The following is a 19,282-nucleotide window of genomic DNA, read 5'->3' on the forward strand; positions in this document are numbered from 1 at the left end:
GAGGCTTTTGCTGGTAATCGCGCAGACTAACACGAGCAAGGCCATGGTTGCCGGACGAAGTGTCCAAAACGCACTAGCGCTCAGAGTGGCTCATCCAACAGTTGAGATACGCTGCCCTCAGATTTTCCTGTTTGAAGACCTTCTTTATGCCGCCTAAACACAACGCTTTGACGAGCATCGAATACTCACTCATTGATTGTAGTAGTCACGCTGGCCGTAGTTTACTTCGCCAAAGCGTGCCTTCGTGACGTTCAAGCTCTGGAAGACATGGAGAGCGACGAAAACAAAATGGCCTGAGACATTCGATGGCGGCTTCCCCTGGCAATTGCACGGGGGTAGATTACTGCTCCACTGTGAAATGAAGTTCTAACCGAAAATGCCTAGATGACGAAGGAGCCGTGGATGTTTCCTATTCCGTTGGACGCTGTAATATTTGATATGGATGGGTTGTTGCTAGACACAGAAAGGCTTTATCGGTCGGCTATCTTTGGCGCATGCGAGGACCTTGGTCATAACATGCATGATATTCTTCATCTCAGCTTGATCGGCACTCCCAAAGAAGTAGGGGACGCGAAGCTGAAGGCACACTTCGGTGATGAATTTGCGATTGATACATACCATGAAAAATGTCGAGATCGGTTTCGCGCCTTGTGCGCGACGAGTATTCCATTGCGTCAGGGGGCGGGCGAAATACTTGATTGGTTGAAGGAGTTTAACATTCCGAGGGCCGTAGCCACCTCCACTCCTCGGGCGCTGGCTCTGGATCATCTGGAAAAAGCGGGCATCCTTGATCGAGTTGATGCTGTCGTAACCCGAACGGATGTCGAATTCGGCAAGCCGCATCCTGAGACTTTCTTAAAGGCTGCTGCCGCAGTGGGTGGCCGTCCTTCACAATGCCTTGCTTTAGAGGATTCCCATACCGGTATCCGCGCGGCTACCGCCGCAGGCATGGTCACGGTCATGGTGCCAGACCTATTGAAGCTAACGGAGGAAACCCGATGTCTGGGCGTTTCTGTCGTTCAGGACCTTGATTGCTTGCTTTCGCAATTGCGGTCCAGCGTCGAACACTCTGAGCGGCATTGCCATCTGTGAACCCGCCCCGGGTTTGCGGAATGAAAATAAAGTATCACCCCCCAAAAAAGGGGCTTTGCTGGTAATTGCACAAACTAATATGAGCAAGGTCATGTTTGCCGGAGGAAGTGTCCAAAACGCACCAGTCCTCAGAGTGATATTTTATTTTTATCCAACAGGAGCGCGCTTCTGTTGGATGAGGCGTTTTTTTACATTGGCCTGCCTTCAAGCTCTGGATGCATTCCAAAAAACTTATCCCCCTGGTTCAAAACCATGCCCATACTAAGCGCATGCCTACGTAACGGGCTGCTGGCGGAGCGACCGTCAGTTTGTCGTAGGCTGGGTTGGGCTGTTGGAAGACGTAACGCACCTTTCAGTGGTCCGGTGAACCGAACTTCAAACGTGACCGCATGGTTTGAGGGGAAGGGCCCAGGACTATAGGGTATCACGCGGTGATAGATACAAGAGCACCGGCAGTAAAACCTGCTTTTGCAACAGTATCTATCAAAGACGGAGGAACTGTTTGGGCATGGAAACGTGTCTGGATAAGCCATTGTCTTTCCGGGAAACCGGCTATCGTGCCTTATAGGCAAAAGAGGCGACGTTGTTCATTATAAAAAGCCCGGGCAAGGCGTGTAGCCAATGCCGAAGAAACTAACTTAACAAACAGCGCAGGTATTGCCTGCCGCCTTGCTCATCCCGACTTCCGGGAACCCTAGCTCACCACTGCATGAGAGGTCATGTGGTGCTGTTGGTGCTTCTTTGATCAGTTTGCGAACTCGGGGCAGGCCCAATGCATGCAATCGAGCGTGTTCGCACAAAGCCGCAAACCGTTTATTCACCTCAAGGTCACCCACAGATACGACCTAGGTAGAAAGCGGTAAGCTTTTTTCGATTTGCCCCTTGATTTCCGAGTTCAAAAGCGCGATTTCAGTATCACTGAAAATTGCAAGGCCAAGGGGCTAGGATTATGCGCTTGACTGAATGGTTAGAAGACGCTGGTGAAAGCAGGAGTGCCTTTGCACGCCGCGCTGGTTTGTCTCCTGCATCTGTAACGGCTCTGTGCAACGACCCAAGCGCATGGATTTCTCGAGAAATGGCCCAGAAAATCGCTGAAGCGACGGGCCATCAGGTGACCCCCAACGATTTTCTCGGACTAAAAGAAAACAAGGAGTACGTCGTGTCTCAAACAAGAGTAGCCGAAGCCCTGCGCGCTTTCGAAAACGGCGAGATGGTTGTTGTAACCGACGATGATGATCGCGAAAACGAAGGTGATCTCATTGTAGCAGCCAACATGATCACCCCTGAGCAGATGGCATTCATTATCCGCCACACCTCCGGGATCGTGTGTGCTCCAATGACGCTCAAAGAAGCAAAGCGCCTGCACCTTGAGCCGATGGTCGCCAACAACGACGCTCCACTGGCAACTGCATTCACCGTCTCCGTTGACTATGCGCCAGGCCTGACGACAGGCATTTCAGCTGAGCAGCGCTGTGCAACAGTTCGTGGCCTTGCCAATCCAAATGCTGGCGCAGCTGATTTCGTCCGTCCGGGCCACATCTTCCCATTGGTCGCAAAAGAGGGCGGCGTCCTCATGCGCTCCGGTCACACGGAAGCAGCAGTCGATCTGTGTAAACTGACTGGCCTGCCGGAAGTTGGCGTCATCAGTGAGTTGGTCAACGATGATGGCACTGTAAAGCGCGGTGAGCAGGTTGAAGACTTCGCCCGTGAGCATAACCTGAAAATGGTTTCTGTCGCGGATCTCATCGCATGGCGTCAGCGTCATGAAAACCTTGTGAGCCGTATCGACGAGTTCGATGTAGAGACCACTGCAGGCAAAGCACGTGCCATCGTGTATTCTACTCCGTTCGACAATGTTGGCCACTTGGCGCTGGTTTACGGCGACGTGCGTGATGGTCAGGATATTCCGGTCAGGCTCCATCTGGAAAACGTTCTGGATGATGTGTTTGGGCAAACCAAACCTCTGGAAGCAATCATGGAAGACTTTGCGGAACGAGGCCGAGGCATTATTGTTTACCTGCGTGAAGGTGCGGTAGGCGTCGCAAGCAAGTCCAACCGTCATCGTGATAATCTGGAAGCTGCTGAGCATGAGCAGCACGATTCCGCTCAAGGCCGGTCTGAGGACTGGCGCGAAGTTGGTCTCGGTGCGCAGATCCTGAAAGATCTGGGAGCCAACTCTATCCGGGTTATTGCATCGCGTGAGCGCCACTATGTTGGCCTTGAAGGCTTCGGCTTGAAAGTTGAAGCAACAGAAACTCCGGCGGACTAAAAAACAGGCCTCCGGCGCAATATGGAAAGTGGCGGGGGCATGTCTCAGTTTGATCTTGATCCATGGCAGGAAGAGCAAAGCTCGGCTGAACCATTCACACTGGGCTATCGAAAAGGGACGGGTGAGCCCGTTGTCTACGGTAGCCTGCTGCTCGGAGCAGCTCTTCTTGGTACGGGCATTGTAAGCGGTTCACTGATCCCTGCATTGGCATCACTACCCGTTTTTCTCAGCGTTCACTGGCACTACCCTTTCGTCGATAAACGCCCTCAAATTGCAGCCAATGAGACCGGGCTCTATCTGGAAAGGCTTGGCGTCCTGCGTTGGTCAGCAATTGCTGAGCTTTCCCTTTACAAAACAGCTGTCCGCACCATGGAATTCAACCAACTGCACATCAAACTCAAAGGTCCGATTGACGACTGCCTCGTAAAGCGAGAGCCCCAGTCTATGCCGCGACGGGCCATGAGAAAGAACTGGCGCTTGAAGCAAGCCAAGTCGAACGCACCAGTACTTGAAGTGGATTTACATCTCCTTGCGTGTGACCCTGAGATCCTCTTGCAAAGAACTAGACAGTTCTGGCGGGGGCAATGATGTTTCTCTGCAACACTGATCTATAAACAATCATTGGGCAGATTAAATACCTCAGAATTCTTTGTTTGGCCGCAAATCCGCTTATCCTGTTACAAGACGTTAACACTCTTAACCTAACTTTTATTAGGAAGGACAGCACCCGGAAGGCAATTATCATGCAGCTGAACCGCACGGAGACAAAGGGAAACACATGCAGCTTTACCAGTCTGGATAAAGATTGGGGGGCAGATGATGACTATCTTTTCAACTTCGCTTGCACGCCGGGTGGAAGCGTTTTGCAAATTGCATGCGGCACAGGTGCGCTGTCCAACGCGCTTTCCAGACAAGGTATAAACACTGTTGGTGTTGACCGAAATCCGAAGAAAATTGCGCAAGCTGTTAAACGCTCAGAGACAGTAACGTGGTTGGAGGCAGATGCCCGTACGGTGCATCTCAATCAGAAATTCGACCGCATCATCATCACTGGCAATGCTTTCCAGGCCTTCGCAACCAACACGGACCAGATCCTCGTCCTCCAAACCATCGCTGCTCACCTCAAACCAAATGGCAAATTCGCATTCGGCATGGAAAATCCGAAGGCACGGCCATGGGAAAAGTGGGGCCAAAAGGGCAAACCGCTTTTGGTGCGCTCGGTTGAAGGGCAAAGAGTATCGCTGTGGCAGGACACAGCAGGGCCAGATAAAAACGGTCTCGTGTCCATGCAGACCCACTACGACAGCGACGGGCAGCATTACTCCAGAAACAACATGCGCCGCTTCGTGCATCGCGATCATATCCGCGACCTGTTGGAAGCCGTCGGCCTGCGGGCAACAGCCTCCTATGGAGATTGGTCAGCACTCAATCTGAATGATGCCGCACCTTTCATTATCGTCAGTGGTGGCCTGAGCACCTAACGCTCCCAGAACTTACACCCCATCGATAATTGTCAGACTACACTTAGCAGCACCATGACGGATTTTGGCGACAGGTGCATATTCAGGACAGTTCAAAAACGCCTGTGCCTTTTCCATGCTTGGAAATTCCACGATGACGAGACGGTGTGGTGTCCATAAGTCACTCTCAACCACATCCATATCACCGCCACGCGCTCTGTAAACGCCGCCATAGCTCTCTGCAATAGGACGAGCCTGAGCCTTGTAATCTTCATAGGCGACAGGATCTTCAATTTTTGTATCAACAATGACGTAAGCCGGCATATACTTCTCCTGTAATTGGAAAAGATCCTATCTGATTTGCTTGCTCTGGGAAATTATGCAGCGGACTTAGTATTGTTATCTTTAGGCGAGGGCTGACCTTTACCCTGACGCTTCCTGAAATAGCGTGGGCGCGTTCGTCTGATGATCTTCTTAAACCGCCCGCTGGAACGCACCTCAATCCAATGCAGAGCCTGATTGAGCCAAACAAAGTTTTTCCGATGCCGCCGCACGAACTTGGCAAACCTGCGGCTTGTAGCGATCAGCAGAACCGTCCCCAGCGCCAGCAGCGGTACGCCGGTAGGGATAGGCGTCCAGACCGTCAGCAGGCCCAGCACAATGCAAATGATAGCTGCAAAAACCGAAAGGCCCTTGATCAATAGCTCGACCACCTGTTCGCGTTAACAACAGGTGAGAGTATATTCAGTACTCGTGAAACTTACGTAACACGGGCTTCCAAACTTAGGGCAAATATTGAAAATTCAGGGAAGACGGCAAATTACTCGCAACTTGCCGCCTGCATAATTACCGCTTATGCGCCGCGCTCCAGCAGGGCAACCACTTCAACGTGAGGGGAGTAGAGGAACTGATCAATCGGTACAACGCGCTTGATCTGATAGCCACCGTCCAACAGCTCTCGAATGTCACGAGCAAAACTGGCAGGGCTACACGAAACAGCAACAATCTTTTTGACTGGAGACTTCGCAAGTTCCTGTGCCTGGGCAAGCGCACCAGCACGCGGCGGATCGAACACCACGCCATCAAACCCCTTGCCGAAGTTATCGAGCTCTTTAGCAACAATTGGTCGGCGGAACAGATCCCGGCGTTCAGTCGTAACCTTCTTAAGGCCCTTGGCACGGCGCAGTCCAAGATCAAGCGCTTTCAGCGAAGTTGCTTCGCCTTCCACCGCATGCACATTGGCAAACTGCCCGATCTTGAATGTCAGAGTACCCGCACCGCAGAACAAGTCAGCCACGCGTTTGCAACCACTCAGACCCTCTGAAAGAAGATCGCCCATGGTTTTTTCGGCGCTCAAAGCTGCCTGAATAAACCCGCCGGACGGAATTGGAACAGCCACACCACTCATATCCAGCAGAGGAGGGCGGATTTCGATAATTGTTTCACCATCGACAGTCAGGCGCGCAAAGTTATTTTCAACAGCAGCCTGTGAGAGTTCGAGGTAATGTTTGTCTTTGTTTTTACCCAACCCACCAATGGCAACATCAAGGCCGCTCTGTGTTGTCGTCACGGTGAACTTCAGTTCGCCCTTACGCGGCAGAATTTCACCAGCAAGCTTGCGAAGTCCTGGTACAGCCTTCATGAGCTCAGGCGCAATCACTGGGCATTCTTCAATGTCGACAAGGCGGTTGGATTTGGCTGTGTGATAGCCAAACAGCACTTTATGGCTTGCCTTCACAGCTGCAAAGACTGCACGGCGGCGACTGCCCTTGCCGCAAACCACGACATCTTCCACTGGCGTTTCGATGCCACGGGAGGCCAGAGCGTCAAACACTTGTTGGCGCTTGAAGTCCTTGTAGGAAGCCTCATCCATATGCTGCAAAGAGCAGCCACCACATGTGCTGAAATGCTTGCACACGGACCCGACGCGATGCGGGCTCGGCTCAATAATCTCGTTAAGTTCCGCACGAGCACCTTGCACCAGGGCGCTGACAAGCTCGCTCTCAAGTGTATAGGGAACAAAGATCTGTCCGGCATCGGTCTCAGCAACACCGTCACCCTTATGGGCAAGGCGTGCAATACGGAGGGTTTCTACAGTGGCTTCAGGCTTCTTAGACATGGCACTGCGTTTACAGCGCTGCTCCGATACATGCAATGCTTGATGTCGCGAAGTTTGGCATTCCGTTGGAGCGTGATTGAGCAGCGATGTTTAGTCTTCGATTTGATCTAGGGGAAGCCATCGTTTGTGACGCAAAGGTAATGTGGAAAATTACTGTATAGGTGTGCTGTGCGACACTTTATACTGAGTTTCTGAATAGATTTTGCCGATCTATTTAAAATGTTCTCTGAAATAAACTTTTTGTTTGTCTATTTGATCGATTTCCCAACGGAATATGCGGGTTGCATGCGTATGGTGATACATTCTATGGCTGCAACTTTCCCAAAAAAATCGGCGATGTTCTGTAGGAGTTTTCAATGCCGTCTTTAAAATTAAAAGGGAAATTGACATTTTGGGTTGTCGTGATTGCACTGGTGTCGATGGTTGCCTCATCGGGGTCTGTCTTGTTCATTGGGGCAGGAGTTATCGAAGAACAAGCAATCAGGCTCTCAAACGAAATTGCCAAGGAAAGTGCAGCCGTCGTTAAAGCTGAACTGGATCAATCTTTTGCTGTTGCGCGCAACACAGCCAATGCATTGGACGCACTCAGAAAAAGCGGGGACGCCAATCGTGCAGCTTCAGCTGAGATCCTCAAAGGTGTCCTCCAGAGCAATGAGCAGCTGATTGGCAGCTGGGCCGCTTGGGAGCCTGATGCGTTTGATGGCAAGGATCAGGACTGGGCCAACAAGCCGTTTCATGACCAGACCGGACGATTTATCCCATATTGGTTCCGCTCAGGTGGACAGATAGGCCGGGAAGCACTTGTCGATTATGAAAAGGATGGGGCAGGTGACTACTACTTGCTTGCACAAAGAAGTGGCGATGAGATCATCCTCGAGCCGTACATCTATTCTGTTGGCGGCGTGGATACCCTAATCACGTCTCTTGTTGTGCCGGTGGATGGCTTTGGAGCCAGAGACGGTGTTGCGGGCGTGGACATTGCTCTTTCTGACATTCAGGAGAGACTGAATGGAATGCATCCTTATGAGGAAGGCTACCTCACACTGATCAGCTCTTCCGGAACAATTGTTTCCAATCCAGACAGTCTGCTTGTGTCCAAAGCTGCTGGTACAGCTGGCTTTTCAAAAGCAATTCTTGAGCCGTTAACCTCTGGAAAAACGCGCATTCTACCCAACACGCAAGTCGGCAATGTTGAAATGTTGCAGGTGGGCGTTCCAATTAGCATCGCAAAAACCGAAGAGCCATGGCTGCTGGTCATCACCATCCCACGCAGTAAAATCCTTGAGGCATCCAATCAGATGTTCTCACTTGTCTCTGTCTTGGGCGTTGTACTCGCGCTCCTTGCTGCTCTGGGTGCATGGATATTCGCCAGTTCGTTGAGCAAGCCAATTTCTTCACTGACCCGGGTTATGGGTGAGTTGGCATCAGGAAATCTGCAAGTTGATATCTCGGAGCGCCGCCAGAAGGATGAGATCTCTGACATGATCACAGCGGTGCGTGTGTTCAAAGACAACGCCATCAAAGTCAAGGAGATGGAGGCAGACAAAAGAGAGCAGGAAAACAAGCGCATAGCCGCTGAGAAGGCAACGCGGACCAAGATTGTCTCTGATTTTGAAAAGAGCGTAGGCAGTGTTGTTCAAACTGTTTCATCTGCAGCCACAGGCATGAAGTCACATGCAGAGGTGCTGGAACCAGCTGCCTCAAGAGCACAATCGCGTGCCCAAGCAGGGGCAAATGCGGCTGAGGCAACCTCTGTTAACGTACAAACCGTGAGTTCTGCTGCGGAAGAGCTGACAGCATCCATACGCGAAATTGGAATGCAGGTTGAGCTGGCCTCAAGAACGGTTGCTGTGGCAGTCTCTAAGTCCGAGCAAACCAACATCACCGTGCGTGGTCTTTCCGAGGCCGTGCTGAAAATTGGCGAAGTGATTGACATCATCAATGCGATTGCGGATCAGACTAACCTTCTCGCCTTGAATGCAACCATCGAAGCGGCCCGAGCAGGGGAATCTGGCAAAGGCTTTGCCGTTGTTGCCAATGAAGTGAAAGATCTGGCCAATCAAACAGGGCGGGCAACCCAAAGCATCGCCGAACAGATCAGCGGCGTTCAGGAAGCAACGCAAGGCGCTGTTGATGAGATCGCAGGGATCTCCAAAACCATCAGCGAGCTTGATGAAGTGGCATCCAATATTGCTGCTGCAGTTGAAGAACAAGGCGTGGCAACCAGTGAAATTGCCCGCAGCGCTGAACTTGCATCCAATGGGACCAAGGAAGTCTTTGCCAGCGTGAATGACATTGGCAAAGCGGCTGAAGACACCAGCAACTCGGCTTTGAGTGTGAAAAAGGCGTCTGTGGATCTCACGGATCTAGCAGATGAGCTCAAAGACCGCGTGGAAGGCTTCGTGTCTCAGCTGCGTGCATAAAATTTAAAAGCACACAGGAACATCTTCTCCCGAGCACCTCTGTGCCTCGGGAGAAGGGCTTCAAGAAAACTATAATGGCTTCTTTTGGCAAGCCATCAGGTACTCGGCATTTCCATCACCACCCTTGATCGGGGAGGAAGTGATGCCAAGCACGGACCAGCCCGGCTGTGCATTCATCCACTCTTGCAGCTCAACAGAGATCTGTTCCGCAATCTCTGGTGCAACAAGACCACCTTTCCCAATCCGCTCACGGCCAGCTTCAAACTGTGGCTTGACGAGGAAGACCCCTAAGGCCCCATCTGCAGCAAGTTCAAGAGCTGGTGGGAGGGCAAGTTTCAGGGAGATAAAGCTGACGTCGGAAACCAAAAATGCCGGATGCTGGCCTTCAAGATGCGCGAGAGTCAGCTCACGAGCATTAAGGCCGTCTTTACGGACAACGCGTGGGTTGTTGGAGATCTTATCTGCCAGCTGATCATGCCCAACATCAATAGCATGAACTATCTGAGCATCATGCTCCAGCAGAACCTGCGTGAAGCCTCCAGTCGAGGCGCCAATATCGAGACAAACCTTACCAGCAGGGTCGAACTCAAAATGCTCCAGGCCTTTGATGAGCTTCAATGCGGCGCGGGATACATAGTCAGAGGCCGGATCATCGATAGAGACGTCGGGCTTGCCTGAGATCTTCTGCGAAGGCTTCTTTGCAGGCGTACCATCTATCACGACCGTGTTGCGCAAAATTGCATCACGAGCACGGGCTCGCGTTTCAAAATAGCCATGTTCGACGAGGAATTGATCAAGCCGCATATGTCACCTGACTGGGATGATTAAAAGCTTAGCCTAAAGGCCGAAGCAACCAGCCAGTGCATTTAACAGTTTGTCTGAGAAAAGCAAATTGCCATAACGCATCCAAAGGAATGCGGTGGCTGCGATCAGCAGAAGTCCAACGGCAGCTGTGCCGGCATAGAGAGCTGCATGATCTTTCATATCTTCATCCAAAAAAGGGTGCCTGAATTCCCAGACACCCTAAACTTTTATGAGCTACCAAGCAACTTTCTGATTTTTGGAAGCGCTGTTTCTTCAGGTTCCTGATAGCTGATGGTTCCCACGAAATCCAAGTCACCATTCAGCATATAAACCGCTGCGGTGTGGTCCATGGTGTAATCACCGTCTTCCAATGGTACTTTTCTCGCATAAACGCGGTAGTCTTTAACGACCTTTTTAACCTGGTCGACGGAGCCAGTCAGTGGAACGACGTGAGACCCAAACGCAGCAACATAATCTGCAATAACGTCTGGTGTATCGCGTTCAGGATCAACGCTGACGAAAACGAAGTTCAGGTCATCTGCCTTCGGACCCAGATTATCAATCCATCCCTGCATATCAGAGAGGGTTGTTGGGCACACATCAGGACAGTATGTGAAGCCGAAGAACATCAGAGTTGGTTTGCCATCAAGGTTCTTGTCTGTAAAGACTTGTCCCTTGCCATCAACCAGCTCAAACGGGCCACCGATCTGCACAGTAGCAGCCTGCGGGACATCCTCTTTCACAAACTTCATTACTGTTACAGCAGAAACTGCGGCAACGAGCAATGCGACTGCAGCCCACGCTCCATATCGAATTGTTTTCGCAACGTTCATCTTAATCCACCCGTGCACAGTTCAATTGGTTAGTGGTGCATTTTGCCGGATTTTGCACCCATTTTCATAACTGGGAATGTTACTTCAACTGGACCGGCTTTTTCGAATTCCAGAGTAACTTTGAGCTCTTCACCCATTTTGAATGCTTGGTTCAGGCCCATGAACATGACGTGGTAGCTGCCAGGCTTCAACTCAAGTGTTTCGCCGGCAGGAATAACTACGCCATCGTCCAGCTTACGCATTTTCATGATGCCATCATTCACAGCCATTTCGTGAATTTCAGTGCGCTTGGCATAGCCGGAAACTGCACCTGTCAGGCGCGCATCTTCGCTGCCATTGTTGGTGATAGAAACGAAAGCCCCGCCACCTTTTGCTTTTGGTGGAGTAGCGCGTGTCCAGGCATCTTTAATGGTCAGATCACCGTGTTGAATGCTGTCCGCAAGAGCAGCAGAACCGGTGAATGCAACAAGAGCTGCTGCAACAAGAAGAGCACGTGTTTTCATAATAGTCATCCAAGGAATAGCTCCCTACCTGTAAACTCAGGCAGAAGAGATCAGTCAAATCAGGTTTTGTTGATCAAGGGAAAACCTAGGCGACTGGAGGAGCCCGGATGAGGAAATTATGACCACGGAGGCTTCTGTCAATTACGAGAGCACTATCAAGGGAGAGAGAACCAGCAACCACGAAGGTAGGACTCTGCCAGTTCTCGGGCTCTATCGAAAAATAAGTCGCCTGTTTGGACGTATGCGGGCACATGAACGTGCAATCGCAGCCTATTCCCAGCGGATTTTCGGTATGCGTGGAGCCTTCAATCTTTGCAATTTGTGAGCCTCCCGAAGGGGCGCACAATTGCATGAGCGCAGCAACCGAAGGATCAGCAGCTGCGCCGGAAAAACTCAGGACAAGCAACAGCACTCGGGCCAGCATCGCAACGCCAGCAAGCAAAACGAGCGGATGCCGCTCGCTTCTGAGTACATGTAATGTATTACTCGGCTTGACCATGGGTCTTTCTTAGTTGCTTCCGCTGAGTGTGTCTACACTCAGCCAGAAGGGAATCTGGAATTATCCTGAGTCTCATCAGTTGTAGGCGGATTCTCATCCTCATCATTGCGATTTGGCAAATCACCCACTTCTTCTGATGCCATGCCCTCATCCTGCTCGTAGGCAGGGAACTCTTCAGGCGGAATAACGTAAGGATCTTCGATATCTAGCGGATCAGGCGTAAGCACAGCACCCATGTTGGATGTTGCACCGTATTCGAAGTCTGTCTTCTCCAGATCCTCGTCCGCAGGGCGAATAACCAGGCGGCTGACAACGAAGAGCGCAAGAGCGACTTCAACAAGTGCCACCCATATGAATAGGCCTTCAGGGCCGATGCTGAACATCAGGCCTGCTGCAACGGTCGGTCCAATCATCGACCCGATTCCGTTTGACATCAGAACACCAGAAGATGTCTCGACGTAGTCTTCTGCTTCCACATAGTCGAAGGCGTGGGCAGCAACAATCGCGTATGTCGGCTGACTGGCCATGCCAAGGATCAAGAATACGGTGAATGTGGTCCAGAAGTTTCCGCTCTCAAGCGTAAAGAGCACCAGAGCTGCCGCCGCCGCGGCAAAGCCCAGGAGCAAAATAATGATACGACGGTCTACACGGTCTGACAGACGACCAATCGGCCACTGCGTAATCGCACCACCCAAAACGATGGCTGCTGCAAAATACGCCGCCTCGTTGGTGCTGTAGCCGATCTGCTTGGCATAAAGCGGAGCTAGTGCCCACATGGAGCTGTTGGCAAGACCAATCAGCAGACAACCAATCAGGGCCACAGCGGAGGTCTGATAAAGGTTGATCGGGCGGAAGCGCACCAGCGTAATAGGAGCTGGCTGTACTGCTTTGGTGAGCACAACGGGAACCACAGCAACGCTGACAAAAATGGATGCAATTGCAAATGGCACAAAGGTACTAACGTCAAAGCCAACAATCATCAGCTGGCCACCCATGGTCGCACCCAGGTAGCAGATGATGTAAAGCGACATGACTGTGCCACGGTTCTCATTAGTTGCCCGGTCATTCAACCAGCTTTCGACAACCAAAACGATGCCGGCAAAACACACACCAGTAATGATGCGGAAAAGCGCCCACGCCAAAGGATCCACCAGGATAGGGTGGAGCAGTGCGGCGCCAGACATCAAAGACACCAGTGCAGCAAATGCACGGATATGACCGGCCCGTAGAATGAGAAACGGACCAAACAAACACCCAATCACAAAGCCAATGTAAAAACTGGACGAGATCAGACCAATCTGGAGGTCTCCAAATCCGGCCAAATCAGCTTTGAGGGGGATAAGCGTCGAAGAAAGTCCATGCCCTGCAAGAATCAGGGCGGTGGACAGCATCAAGGACGCAAAGGTTGCAAGCAGCAGTATCATGCGCGCACCAGCCAACGATGTAAAACTGAGTTCACACTACATATCATATGCAAAAAGAAAATAAGGAGAGCAGCGAAAGCTGCCCCTCATTTAATTTTTTGATGAGTTATGAACACAAATACAATGTTCTACACCAGCCTTAACGGCAAATCCTCTGCTTTACCAAGGGTTTCAAAGACACGGCGCACAATCCCTGATGCATCTAGTCCCGCATCTTTGTACATCGTCTCCGGCTTTGCGTGGTCCTGGAAAACGTCCGGCAGGATCATGCTGCGAACTTTAAGAGACCCATCAAGCAAACCGTTGTCAGAGAGGAACTGAAGCACCTGGCTTCCGAAGCCGCCAATGGAACCTTCTTCGATGGTGATCAGTACATCGTGCTCTTTGGCAAGGCGCCCGATCATCTCAGTATCAAGCGGTTTGGCAAAGCGTGCATCGGCAACCGTTGTTGAAAGACCTGCCGCATCAAGCGTATCAGCAGCCCTCAAGGCTTCCTGCAGGCGGCCACCCAGTGAAACCAGAGCAACGCGGGAACCTTCTTTAACAATGCGGCCTTTACCGATCTCCAAAGGCATGCCGACTTCCGGTAGGTCAATGCCAATGCCTTCACCGCGCGGGTAACGGAAGGCAATAGGGCCTTCATCATAAGCTGCAGCGGTGGAAACCATATGGACCAGCTCTGCTTCATCACCCGGTGACATAACAACCATGCCCGGCAAGCAGGAGAGGAACGCGGTATCAAATGAACCTGCGTGTGTCGCACCATCCGCACCAACAAGGCCAGCGCGATCAATCGGGAAGCGTACAGGCAGTTTCTGGATCGCAACATCGTGGACAAGCTGATCGTAGCCACGCTGGAGGAAGGTCGAGTAAATCGCACAGAACGGTTTGAAGCCCTCAGAGGCAAGGCCGGCGGCGAATGTCACAGCATGCTGTTCAGCAATACCCACATCGAACATGCGGGTTGGGTGAACCTTTTCAAACACATCCAGACCAGTTCCGTCCGGCATCGCGGCTGTGATGCCAACGATCTTCTCGTCTTTGTTTGCTTCTTCAATCAATGCATTGGCAAAAACGCGAGTGTAGGCAGGTGCGTTCGGCTTCGGCTTGGACTGTTCACCCGTCACAACATCAAACTTGGCAACAGCGTGATACTTGTTGCTGGCGTTCTCAGCAGGCAGATAGCCTTTGCCCTTTTGGGTCACCACATGAACGAGGATTGGACCTTCTTTAGCGTCCCGAACGTTTTTCAGGACAGGCAAAAGGTGATCCAGATTGTGTCCATCAACGGGGCCAACATAGTAGAAGCCAAGTTCTTCAAACAAAGTGCCGCCGGTAAAGAAGCTGCGGGCAAACTCTTCTGCCTGCGCTGCTTTTTCCTGCAGAGGTTTTGGCAATGCGCTTGCGACCTGCTTAGCTGCCTCGCGGAAGCCCTTATAAGTCTTGCCAGAAACAAGACGCGCGAGGCTCGCGGAAAGGGCACCAACAGGTGGAGCGATCGACATGTCATTGTCGTTCAAAATAACGATCAGGCGGGAGTTCAGTGCGCCCGCATTGTTCATGGCTTCATAAGCCATGCCAGCGGACATCGCGCCATCACCAATCACAGCGATCACATTGTTATCGCCGCCAGCAAGGTCGCGGGCCACAGCCATGCCAAGGCCAGCTGAAATAGAAGTGGAAGAGTGTCCGGCACCAAATGGGTCGTAACCACTCTCGGAGCGCTTGGTGAAGCCACTCAGGCCGCCATCCTGACGCAGTGTGCGAATACGCTCTTTGCGGTCAGTCAGAATTTTGTGCGGGTAACACTGGTGTCCTACATCCCAGATCAACCGATCTTTGGGCGTGTCGAAGACATGGTGGAGCGCAACGGTGAGTTCAACAACACCTAATCCAGCTCCTAAATGCCCTCCTGTAACAGAAACAGCATCAACCATCTCCTCTCGAAGCTCTTCAGCAACTTGTTGAAGGCGGTCCTCGGGGACCTTTTTGAGATCAGATGGGTTTTGAATTTGATCTAGCAGGGACATCAGGGTCTTCTTAAGTCTTTTGACTATTTGGCAGCTTAACACAGAACGACCCGACCATGGCATATGTTCTAAATTATGGCCGAAACGACTGTCTTCCGTAATTGACCACGATTATAGCAAGCCTGCCCTCTGTGCAATTGCCTGTCATGAATAATTGATCGTTTATGCTAGGTCCTTTTGTAGGGATGCCTCTTCAAAACCTGTGTCAATAGGGGATGAGAACGTATTTTTTTTCATTTGCTAGTATTAATTGCGCTTTTGTCACCCCATGGGGTGATGCAATCTGCGACGAAACGTCCTATGTCGAATGTGTGGTCGATGGGGCCACGTGCACAGTGATCGACTTGGGGCTACGGTTTTCGTAGCCCCCTTTTTTTTGCCTATACCAATATCCGGCGATAAATGAAGAATACTTGTCGATTTAAACTAGATCGCCCGGTCGGTTATACGATCTATCCAGTGCTTTGTATTCTCTGTCTTGAAATAATATTCTGTGAAATATCTCCTATTAAGTATTGTTCCAATTAAAACTTATCGGCTCAATAGAATAACGGGTGTGTTATGTGCTCAATAGTTTTTGTCCAATTTTATTTAGTAGGCTAAATAATAAATTATCACGAAATTTTTATCATTTAAGTAAAACGACGTTCCTGATGAATCAGGTGCAAACAAAAACCCCGCTCAAGGCGGGGTCTGTTGAAAAAATGAACGCGTGTACTGGAGTGAAAATTCTAGTTATTGTGTTTGGAACTAGAATTTCAATTCCATATTAGCTGAATTTATTGTTCATCCAGCGCTTCTGTGCCAACTGCGTTTCCAGATGTGTTCATCTGGATTTTCTCTACCTTCTCTTCAGCAGCTTTGAGCAAGCCATCGCACTTTTCACGCAAGGCTTCTCCCCGAGCATAAAGCTCAATGCTCTTTTCCAGAGGCACGTTGCCTTGCTCCAGATTGCGAACAATGGTTTCCAGCTCAGCTAATGCTTGCTCAAAGGAAAGGTTTTCAATGGAACCGGCTGCTTCTTCTGTCACCAAACTGTCCTCGCTCAGTCGGGAGTAGGTGCACTCCCAATTAGTAATCCATCAATGTCATTACATGAGCGGCGGCAGATCGCGCAAGACCTTCCAGATCATACCCACCTTCTAAAAGGGAAACGACACGTCCCTGACAGCAATCATCCGCAATTTCGATGAGTTTGCGGGTCGCCCACGCAAAATCCAGCTCTGTGAGGCGCAGGCCACCAAGTGGATCGCGTTCATGAGCATCAAAGCCCGCGGAGATAATAATCAGATCCGGTGAGAATTCACGGATACGCGGCAAAATCGCGTAATCAAGGGCCTCGCGGAACTGAGTTCCATCATCGCCTGCCGTGAGTGGGGCGTTGACAATGTTGTTGTGCTCACCCGTTTCATTCACGGCACCGGTGCCCGGAAACAGCGGCATTTGGTGAGTGGAGGTGTACATCACGGTTGGATCGTTCCAGAAGATTTCCTGAGTGCCGTTTCCGTGGTGAACGTCAAAATCCATGATCGCCACACGCTCAAGCCCATAAACGTCCTGTGCATAGCGGGCTGCAATTGCCGCATTGTTAAACAGGCAAAAACCAGAGGTAAGAGCTGACTCCGCATGGTGTCCTGGAGGCCGGCATGCCGCAAAAGCGTTGGAAACGCGTTTACTCATCACCTCATCCACACAACGTGTAGAGCCGCCAACAGCCCGCATCGCCGCCTCCCAGCTGCCCGGAGACAGATTGGTGTCTGGCGCAAAGTCGATAAGGCCCTCTTCAGGGTTCATATTGTGGATGGAGTTGATGTAGTCAGAGCTGTGAACCCGGGCAATATCCTGAAACGTTCCGAATGGCGCGATATCGCGATCCAGCATGAAGAACCTTTCGTTCTCCAGCATACGATCAATAGCCCGCAAACGGTCGGGACGTTCTGGATGACCAAGCGGAGTAAGATGATTTAAAAAAGCCTGATGGTGCAGCAGCAAAGTACTCAAGATATTGAACCCGTTAAAAATGAAGTCAGGTACACAGCCAATTTTAGAGCTCGTTCCAGTAGCGAAGTTGGAGCGTGAAGTGAGCACACTTACTCTAGTGTGATGGCACCTAAATCCAATCCTGTGAAAAATTGGGCGAATTACATATACAAGTCCACATTGCCGAGCAGTCTGTCAATTGTACACCCCTCCAGTTTATCTCGGTAATTGGGATGAGGTGCCGATAAATCTCAGTGGTTATGCCTGCGTGGAATGCCCAGCTGTCCCGTGAGTAAGACAAGAAAAATCCGGAGTGCGTGTATAACACGCAACCCCGGATTAAAGGTGCGAGCAATCTGTGTTGCTCGTGGGGGAGGTCCGCTGCATCTCTAAGAAATACATGACTGTAATATTGGGCCAATTCTTTAAATTTGCACGCTGATTCTTCCCCCACTCCTTGAATTCATACTGAGCGGAAAGAGAAAAGGTTAACACCTATTCTTTAGGTGTTGCATAAATACAAGGAAATCTACAATAAGCCCAAAGTATTCAGGGGTAGTTATCCTGTGCTCTCAACGGGTTGCGCCAGAGAGATCTTGGGAAAATACAAAGAAGAAGGCAAAGCGCTGTCTGTTTTCAGTGTTCTGAACAGCGTTTAATCGCGGGGAGCAGCAGCGCGGGCAAGGCGATCATTAATAGCTTCCCCCAGTCCATGATGAGGGATTGGCATGACCGCAATTTTTCCGTTTTCTCCAAGGTCGGCCTGACGCAATGCAGTAAACAAGCGTGCAGCAGCCTCGGTCAGATCTTCTGAGTCGCTGAGAGGAACCAGCTTGGCAGCTTTATCGGAGCCTTTGGGCAGATTAGCGCCAAAGGTAATCAACGCTTCCCCTTCCGCCACATCCTCTGCATTCAGGCGAATGTGGGAGTTGGGAGCGTAGTGGGATGTCAGCATCCCGGGCGCCATTGGGGCGCTGTCGTCTGTTCCTGCACGCACCAATGTTTCACCAAGCACAGCTTCAATGTCTTCACGGGCCAGACCACCCGGCCGCAGAAGTGTTGGGCGGTCCCCCACAAGCGAGACGATTGTTGATTCAACACCTACAGAGGTCGCCCCGGAATCGATGAGGTAACACAAGTGATCTTTAAGATCGTTGATAACATCTTCTGCGGTCGTGCCGCTGATCCGCCCGGAAAGGTTGGCCGAAGGTGCCGCCAATGGGCGCCCGGTATGCTTGCACAATGCCCGCATCACCTCGGAGCGAGGCACTCGGAGTGCGATTGTCTCAAGGCCTGCTACAGCAAGATCAGAGACCGGGCTGGTCGGCCGCTTCGGCAACACAAGAGTCAACGGCCCCGGCCAGAAGGCTTCGGCCAGTTTGAGAGCACGGTCATCAAAAAAAGCGTGGGTTTGTGCTGCTTCCAGACTGTCTATATGAGAAATTAAGGGGTTGAAACTTGGACGCCCTTTCGCCTCATATATACTCGCACAGGCTTTGCCATTGGTTGCATCTGCAGCCAATCCATATACCGTCTCAGTAGGTATCGCGACGAGTTTCCCATCGCTCAGCGCATCGCAAATATCCTGAAAAATTTGCGTGTCTTCCAACTGGGTGTCAGATGGGTGTAAGCGCCAGAGTTTCATACCTTTTCTTTCTTACTAAGACGAATGTAGGGGGCAACCTGCCTCTAAGGGACGCTTGACGTATAGGTTAATCACACTACTGTCCCAAACAGGAAAAATTCTGTAGCGGCTTTTTGATGGGCAAAAGCCAATTCGTCAAGTCGCTATAGCGTATTCCCGAGACGTGAGCGTCGGTTTTCGGATGAGAGTATGCGCAAATAT

At 51.1% G+C, this 19,282-nt stretch carries 18 protein-coding genes; 5 read left to right on the forward strand and 13 right to left on the reverse strand.

Annotated elements, in window-relative coordinates; translation table 11 throughout:
• The first annotated feature begins 402 nt into the window (after positions 1-402).
• From PsAD5_RS22850 to PsAD5_RS22865, 4 genes are all read left to right on the forward strand, one after another.
• Positions 403-1,092, forward strand: a complete 690-nt coding sequence (locus PsAD5_RS22850) for an HAD family hydrolase (RefSeq protein WP_063293853.1) — start codon at positions 403-405, stop codon at positions 1,090-1,092.
• A 949-nt stretch (positions 1,093-2,041) separates the two neighbouring features.
• Positions 2,042-3,361, forward strand: a complete 1,320-nt coding sequence (gene ribB, locus PsAD5_RS22855; protein WP_057464887.1) for a 3,4-dihydroxy-2-butanone-4-phosphate synthase — start codon at positions 2,042-2,044, stop codon at positions 3,359-3,361.
• Positions 3,362-3,400: 39 nt separating this feature from the next.
• Positions 3,401-3,949 carry a hypothetical protein gene (locus PsAD5_RS22860; RefSeq protein ID WP_208980484.1) on the forward strand — a complete coding sequence of 183 codons (549 nt, stop codon included), beginning with the start codon at positions 3,401-3,403 and terminating at the stop codon, positions 3,947-3,949.
• A 155-nt stretch (positions 3,950-4,104) separates the two neighbouring features.
• The gene (locus tag PsAD5_RS22865; RefSeq protein WP_057464889.1) at positions 4,105-4,842 is read left to right on the forward strand and encodes a class I SAM-dependent methyltransferase; all 738 of its coding nucleotides are present in this window, start codon (positions 4,105-4,107) and stop codon (positions 4,840-4,842) included.
• A gap of 12 nt (positions 4,843-4,854) precedes the next feature.
• Here PsAD5_RS22865 and PsAD5_RS22870 read toward each other — a convergent pair whose 3' ends face one another.
• The 3 genes from PsAD5_RS22870 to PsAD5_RS22880 form a co-directional block, all read right to left on the reverse strand.
• Entirely contained in the window at positions 4,855-5,145 is a 291-nt protein-coding gene (locus PsAD5_RS22870) for a DUF1330 domain-containing protein (protein WP_063293792.1), read from the reverse strand.
• Positions 5,146-5,198: 53 nt separating this feature from the next.
• Entirely contained in the window at positions 5,199-5,522 is a 324-nt protein-coding gene (locus tag PsAD5_RS22875; protein WP_063287442.1) for a hypothetical protein, read from the reverse strand.
• Positions 5,523-5,674: 152 nt separating this feature from the next.
• Entirely contained in the window at positions 5,675-6,940 is a 1,266-nt protein-coding gene (locus PsAD5_RS22880) for a class I SAM-dependent RNA methyltransferase (RefSeq protein ID WP_063293793.1), read from the reverse strand.
• Between the two features lie 356 nt (positions 6,941-7,296).
• Between PsAD5_RS22880 and PsAD5_RS22885 the strand changes: the two genes are divergently transcribed.
• Positions 7,297-9,363 (forward strand): methyl-accepting chemotaxis protein, encoded by a 2,067-nt coding sequence (locus PsAD5_RS22885; RefSeq protein WP_063293794.1) that lies wholly within the window; start codon positions 7,297-7,299, stop codon positions 9,361-9,363.
• 69 nt (positions 9,364-9,432) lie between these two features.
• Here PsAD5_RS22885 and PsAD5_RS22890 read toward each other — a convergent pair whose 3' ends face one another.
• The 10 genes from PsAD5_RS22890 to PsAD5_RS22930 all read right to left on the reverse strand — a co-directional run bounded on the left by PsAD5_RS22890 (position 9,433) and on the right by PsAD5_RS22930 (position 19,081).
• Positions 9,433-10,167, reverse strand: coding sequence for a TlyA family RNA methyltransferase (locus tag PsAD5_RS22890; protein ID WP_063293795.1), 735 nt, complete (start codon positions 10,165-10,167; stop codon positions 9,433-9,435).
• Between the two features lie 33 nt (positions 10,168-10,200).
• Positions 10,201-10,347 carry a hypothetical protein gene (locus PsAD5_RS28105; protein WP_164845264.1) on the reverse strand — a complete coding sequence of 49 codons (147 nt, stop codon included), beginning with the start codon at positions 10,345-10,347 and terminating at the stop codon, positions 10,201-10,203.
• 47 nt (positions 10,348-10,394) lie between these two features.
• Positions 10,395-11,000, reverse strand: a complete 606-nt coding sequence (locus tag PsAD5_RS22895; protein WP_063293796.1) for an SCO family protein — start codon at positions 10,998-11,000, stop codon at positions 10,395-10,397.
• Between the two features lie 29 nt (positions 11,001-11,029).
• A complete protein-coding gene (locus tag PsAD5_RS22900) occupies positions 11,030-11,503 on the reverse strand; it encodes a copper chaperone PCu(A)C (RefSeq protein WP_208988769.1) in 474 nt (157 codons plus the stop codon).
• Positions 11,504-11,588: 85 nt separating this feature from the next.
• Positions 11,589-12,002, reverse strand: a complete 414-nt coding sequence (locus tag PsAD5_RS22905; RefSeq protein WP_063293798.1) for a hypothetical protein — start codon at positions 12,000-12,002, stop codon at positions 11,589-11,591.
• A 38-nt stretch (positions 12,003-12,040) separates the two neighbouring features.
• Positions 12,041-13,426, reverse strand: a complete 1,386-nt coding sequence (locus PsAD5_RS22910; RefSeq protein ID WP_057465021.1) for an MFS transporter — start codon at positions 13,424-13,426, stop codon at positions 12,041-12,043.
• A gap of 128 nt (positions 13,427-13,554) precedes the next feature.
• Complete coding sequence (gene dxs / locus PsAD5_RS22915; protein ID WP_063293799.1) at positions 13,555-15,456, reverse strand: 1-deoxy-D-xylulose-5-phosphate synthase; 1,902 nt, start codon at positions 15,454-15,456, stop codon at positions 13,555-13,557.
• A 779-nt stretch (positions 15,457-16,235) separates the two neighbouring features.
• Positions 16,236-16,490 carry an exodeoxyribonuclease VII small subunit gene (locus PsAD5_RS22920; RefSeq protein ID WP_208985567.1) on the reverse strand — a complete coding sequence of 85 codons (255 nt, stop codon included), beginning with the start codon at positions 16,488-16,490 and terminating at the stop codon, positions 16,236-16,238.
• Between the two features lie 37 nt (positions 16,491-16,527).
• Entirely contained in the window at positions 16,528-17,448 is a 921-nt protein-coding gene (locus tag PsAD5_RS22925) for a histone deacetylase family protein (RefSeq protein ID WP_057465023.1), read from the reverse strand.
• A gap of 643 nt (positions 17,449-18,091) precedes the next feature.
• Positions 18,092-19,081, reverse strand: a complete 990-nt coding sequence (locus tag PsAD5_RS22930) for an L-threonylcarbamoyladenylate synthase (protein WP_063287279.1) — start codon at positions 19,079-19,081, stop codon at positions 18,092-18,094.
• Between the last annotated feature and the right edge of the window lie 201 nt (positions 19,082-19,282).

The organism is Pseudovibrio sp. Ad5, from assembly GCF_001623095.1.
Taxonomy (GTDB): domain Bacteria; phylum Pseudomonadota; class Alphaproteobacteria; order Rhizobiales; family Stappiaceae; genus Pseudovibrio.

Coding starts and splice junctions, on each gene's coding strand:
- PsAD5_RS22850 (WP_063293853.1), top strand. CDS start 403: ATGTTTCCTATTCCGTTGGACGCTGTAATATTTGATATGGATGGGTTG.
- ribB (WP_057464887.1), top strand. CDS start 2,042: ATGCGCTTGACTGAATGGTTAGAAGACGCTGGTGAAAGCAGGAGTGCC.
- PsAD5_RS22860 (WP_208980484.1), top strand. CDS start 3,401: ATGTCTCAGTTTGATCTTGATCCATGGCAGGAAGAGCAAAGCTCGGCT.
- PsAD5_RS22865 (WP_057464889.1), top strand. CDS start 4,105: ATGCAGCTGAACCGCACGGAGACAAAGGGAAACACATGCAGCTTTACC.
- PsAD5_RS22870 (WP_063293792.1), bottom strand. CDS start 5,145: ATGCCGGCTTACGTCATTGTTGATACAAAAATTGAAGATCCTGTCGCC.
- PsAD5_RS22880 (WP_063293793.1), bottom strand. CDS start 6,940: ATGTCTAAGAAGCCTGAAGCCACTGTAGAAACCCTCCGTATTGCACGC.
- PsAD5_RS22885 (WP_063293794.1), top strand. CDS start 7,297: ATGCCGTCTTTAAAATTAAAAGGGAAATTGACATTTTGGGTTGTCGTG.
- PsAD5_RS22890 (WP_063293795.1), bottom strand. CDS start 10,167: ATGCGGCTTGATCAATTCCTCGTCGAACATGGCTATTTTGAAACGCGA.
- PsAD5_RS28105 (WP_164845264.1), bottom strand. CDS start 10,347: ATGAAAGATCATGCAGCTCTCTATGCCGGCACAGCTGCCGTTGGACTT.
- PsAD5_RS22895 (WP_063293796.1), bottom strand. CDS start 11,000: ATGAACGTTGCGAAAACAATTCGATATGGAGCGTGGGCTGCAGTCGCA.
- PsAD5_RS22900 (WP_208988769.1), bottom strand. CDS start 11,503: ATGAAAACACGTGCTCTTCTTGTTGCAGCAGCTCTTGTTGCATTCACC.
- PsAD5_RS22905 (WP_063293798.1), bottom strand. CDS start 12,002: ATGGTCAAGCCGAGTAATACATTACATGTACTCAGAAGCGAGCGGCAT.
- PsAD5_RS22910 (WP_057465021.1), bottom strand. CDS start 13,426: ATGATACTGCTGCTTGCAACCTTTGCGTCCTTGATGCTGTCCACCGCC.
- dxs (WP_063293799.1), bottom strand. CDS start 15,456: ATGTCCCTGCTAGATCAAATTCAAAACCCATCTGATCTCAAAAAGGTC.
- PsAD5_RS22930 (WP_063287279.1), bottom strand. CDS start 19,081: ATGAAACTCTGGCGCTTACACCCATCTGACACCCAGTTGGAAGACACG.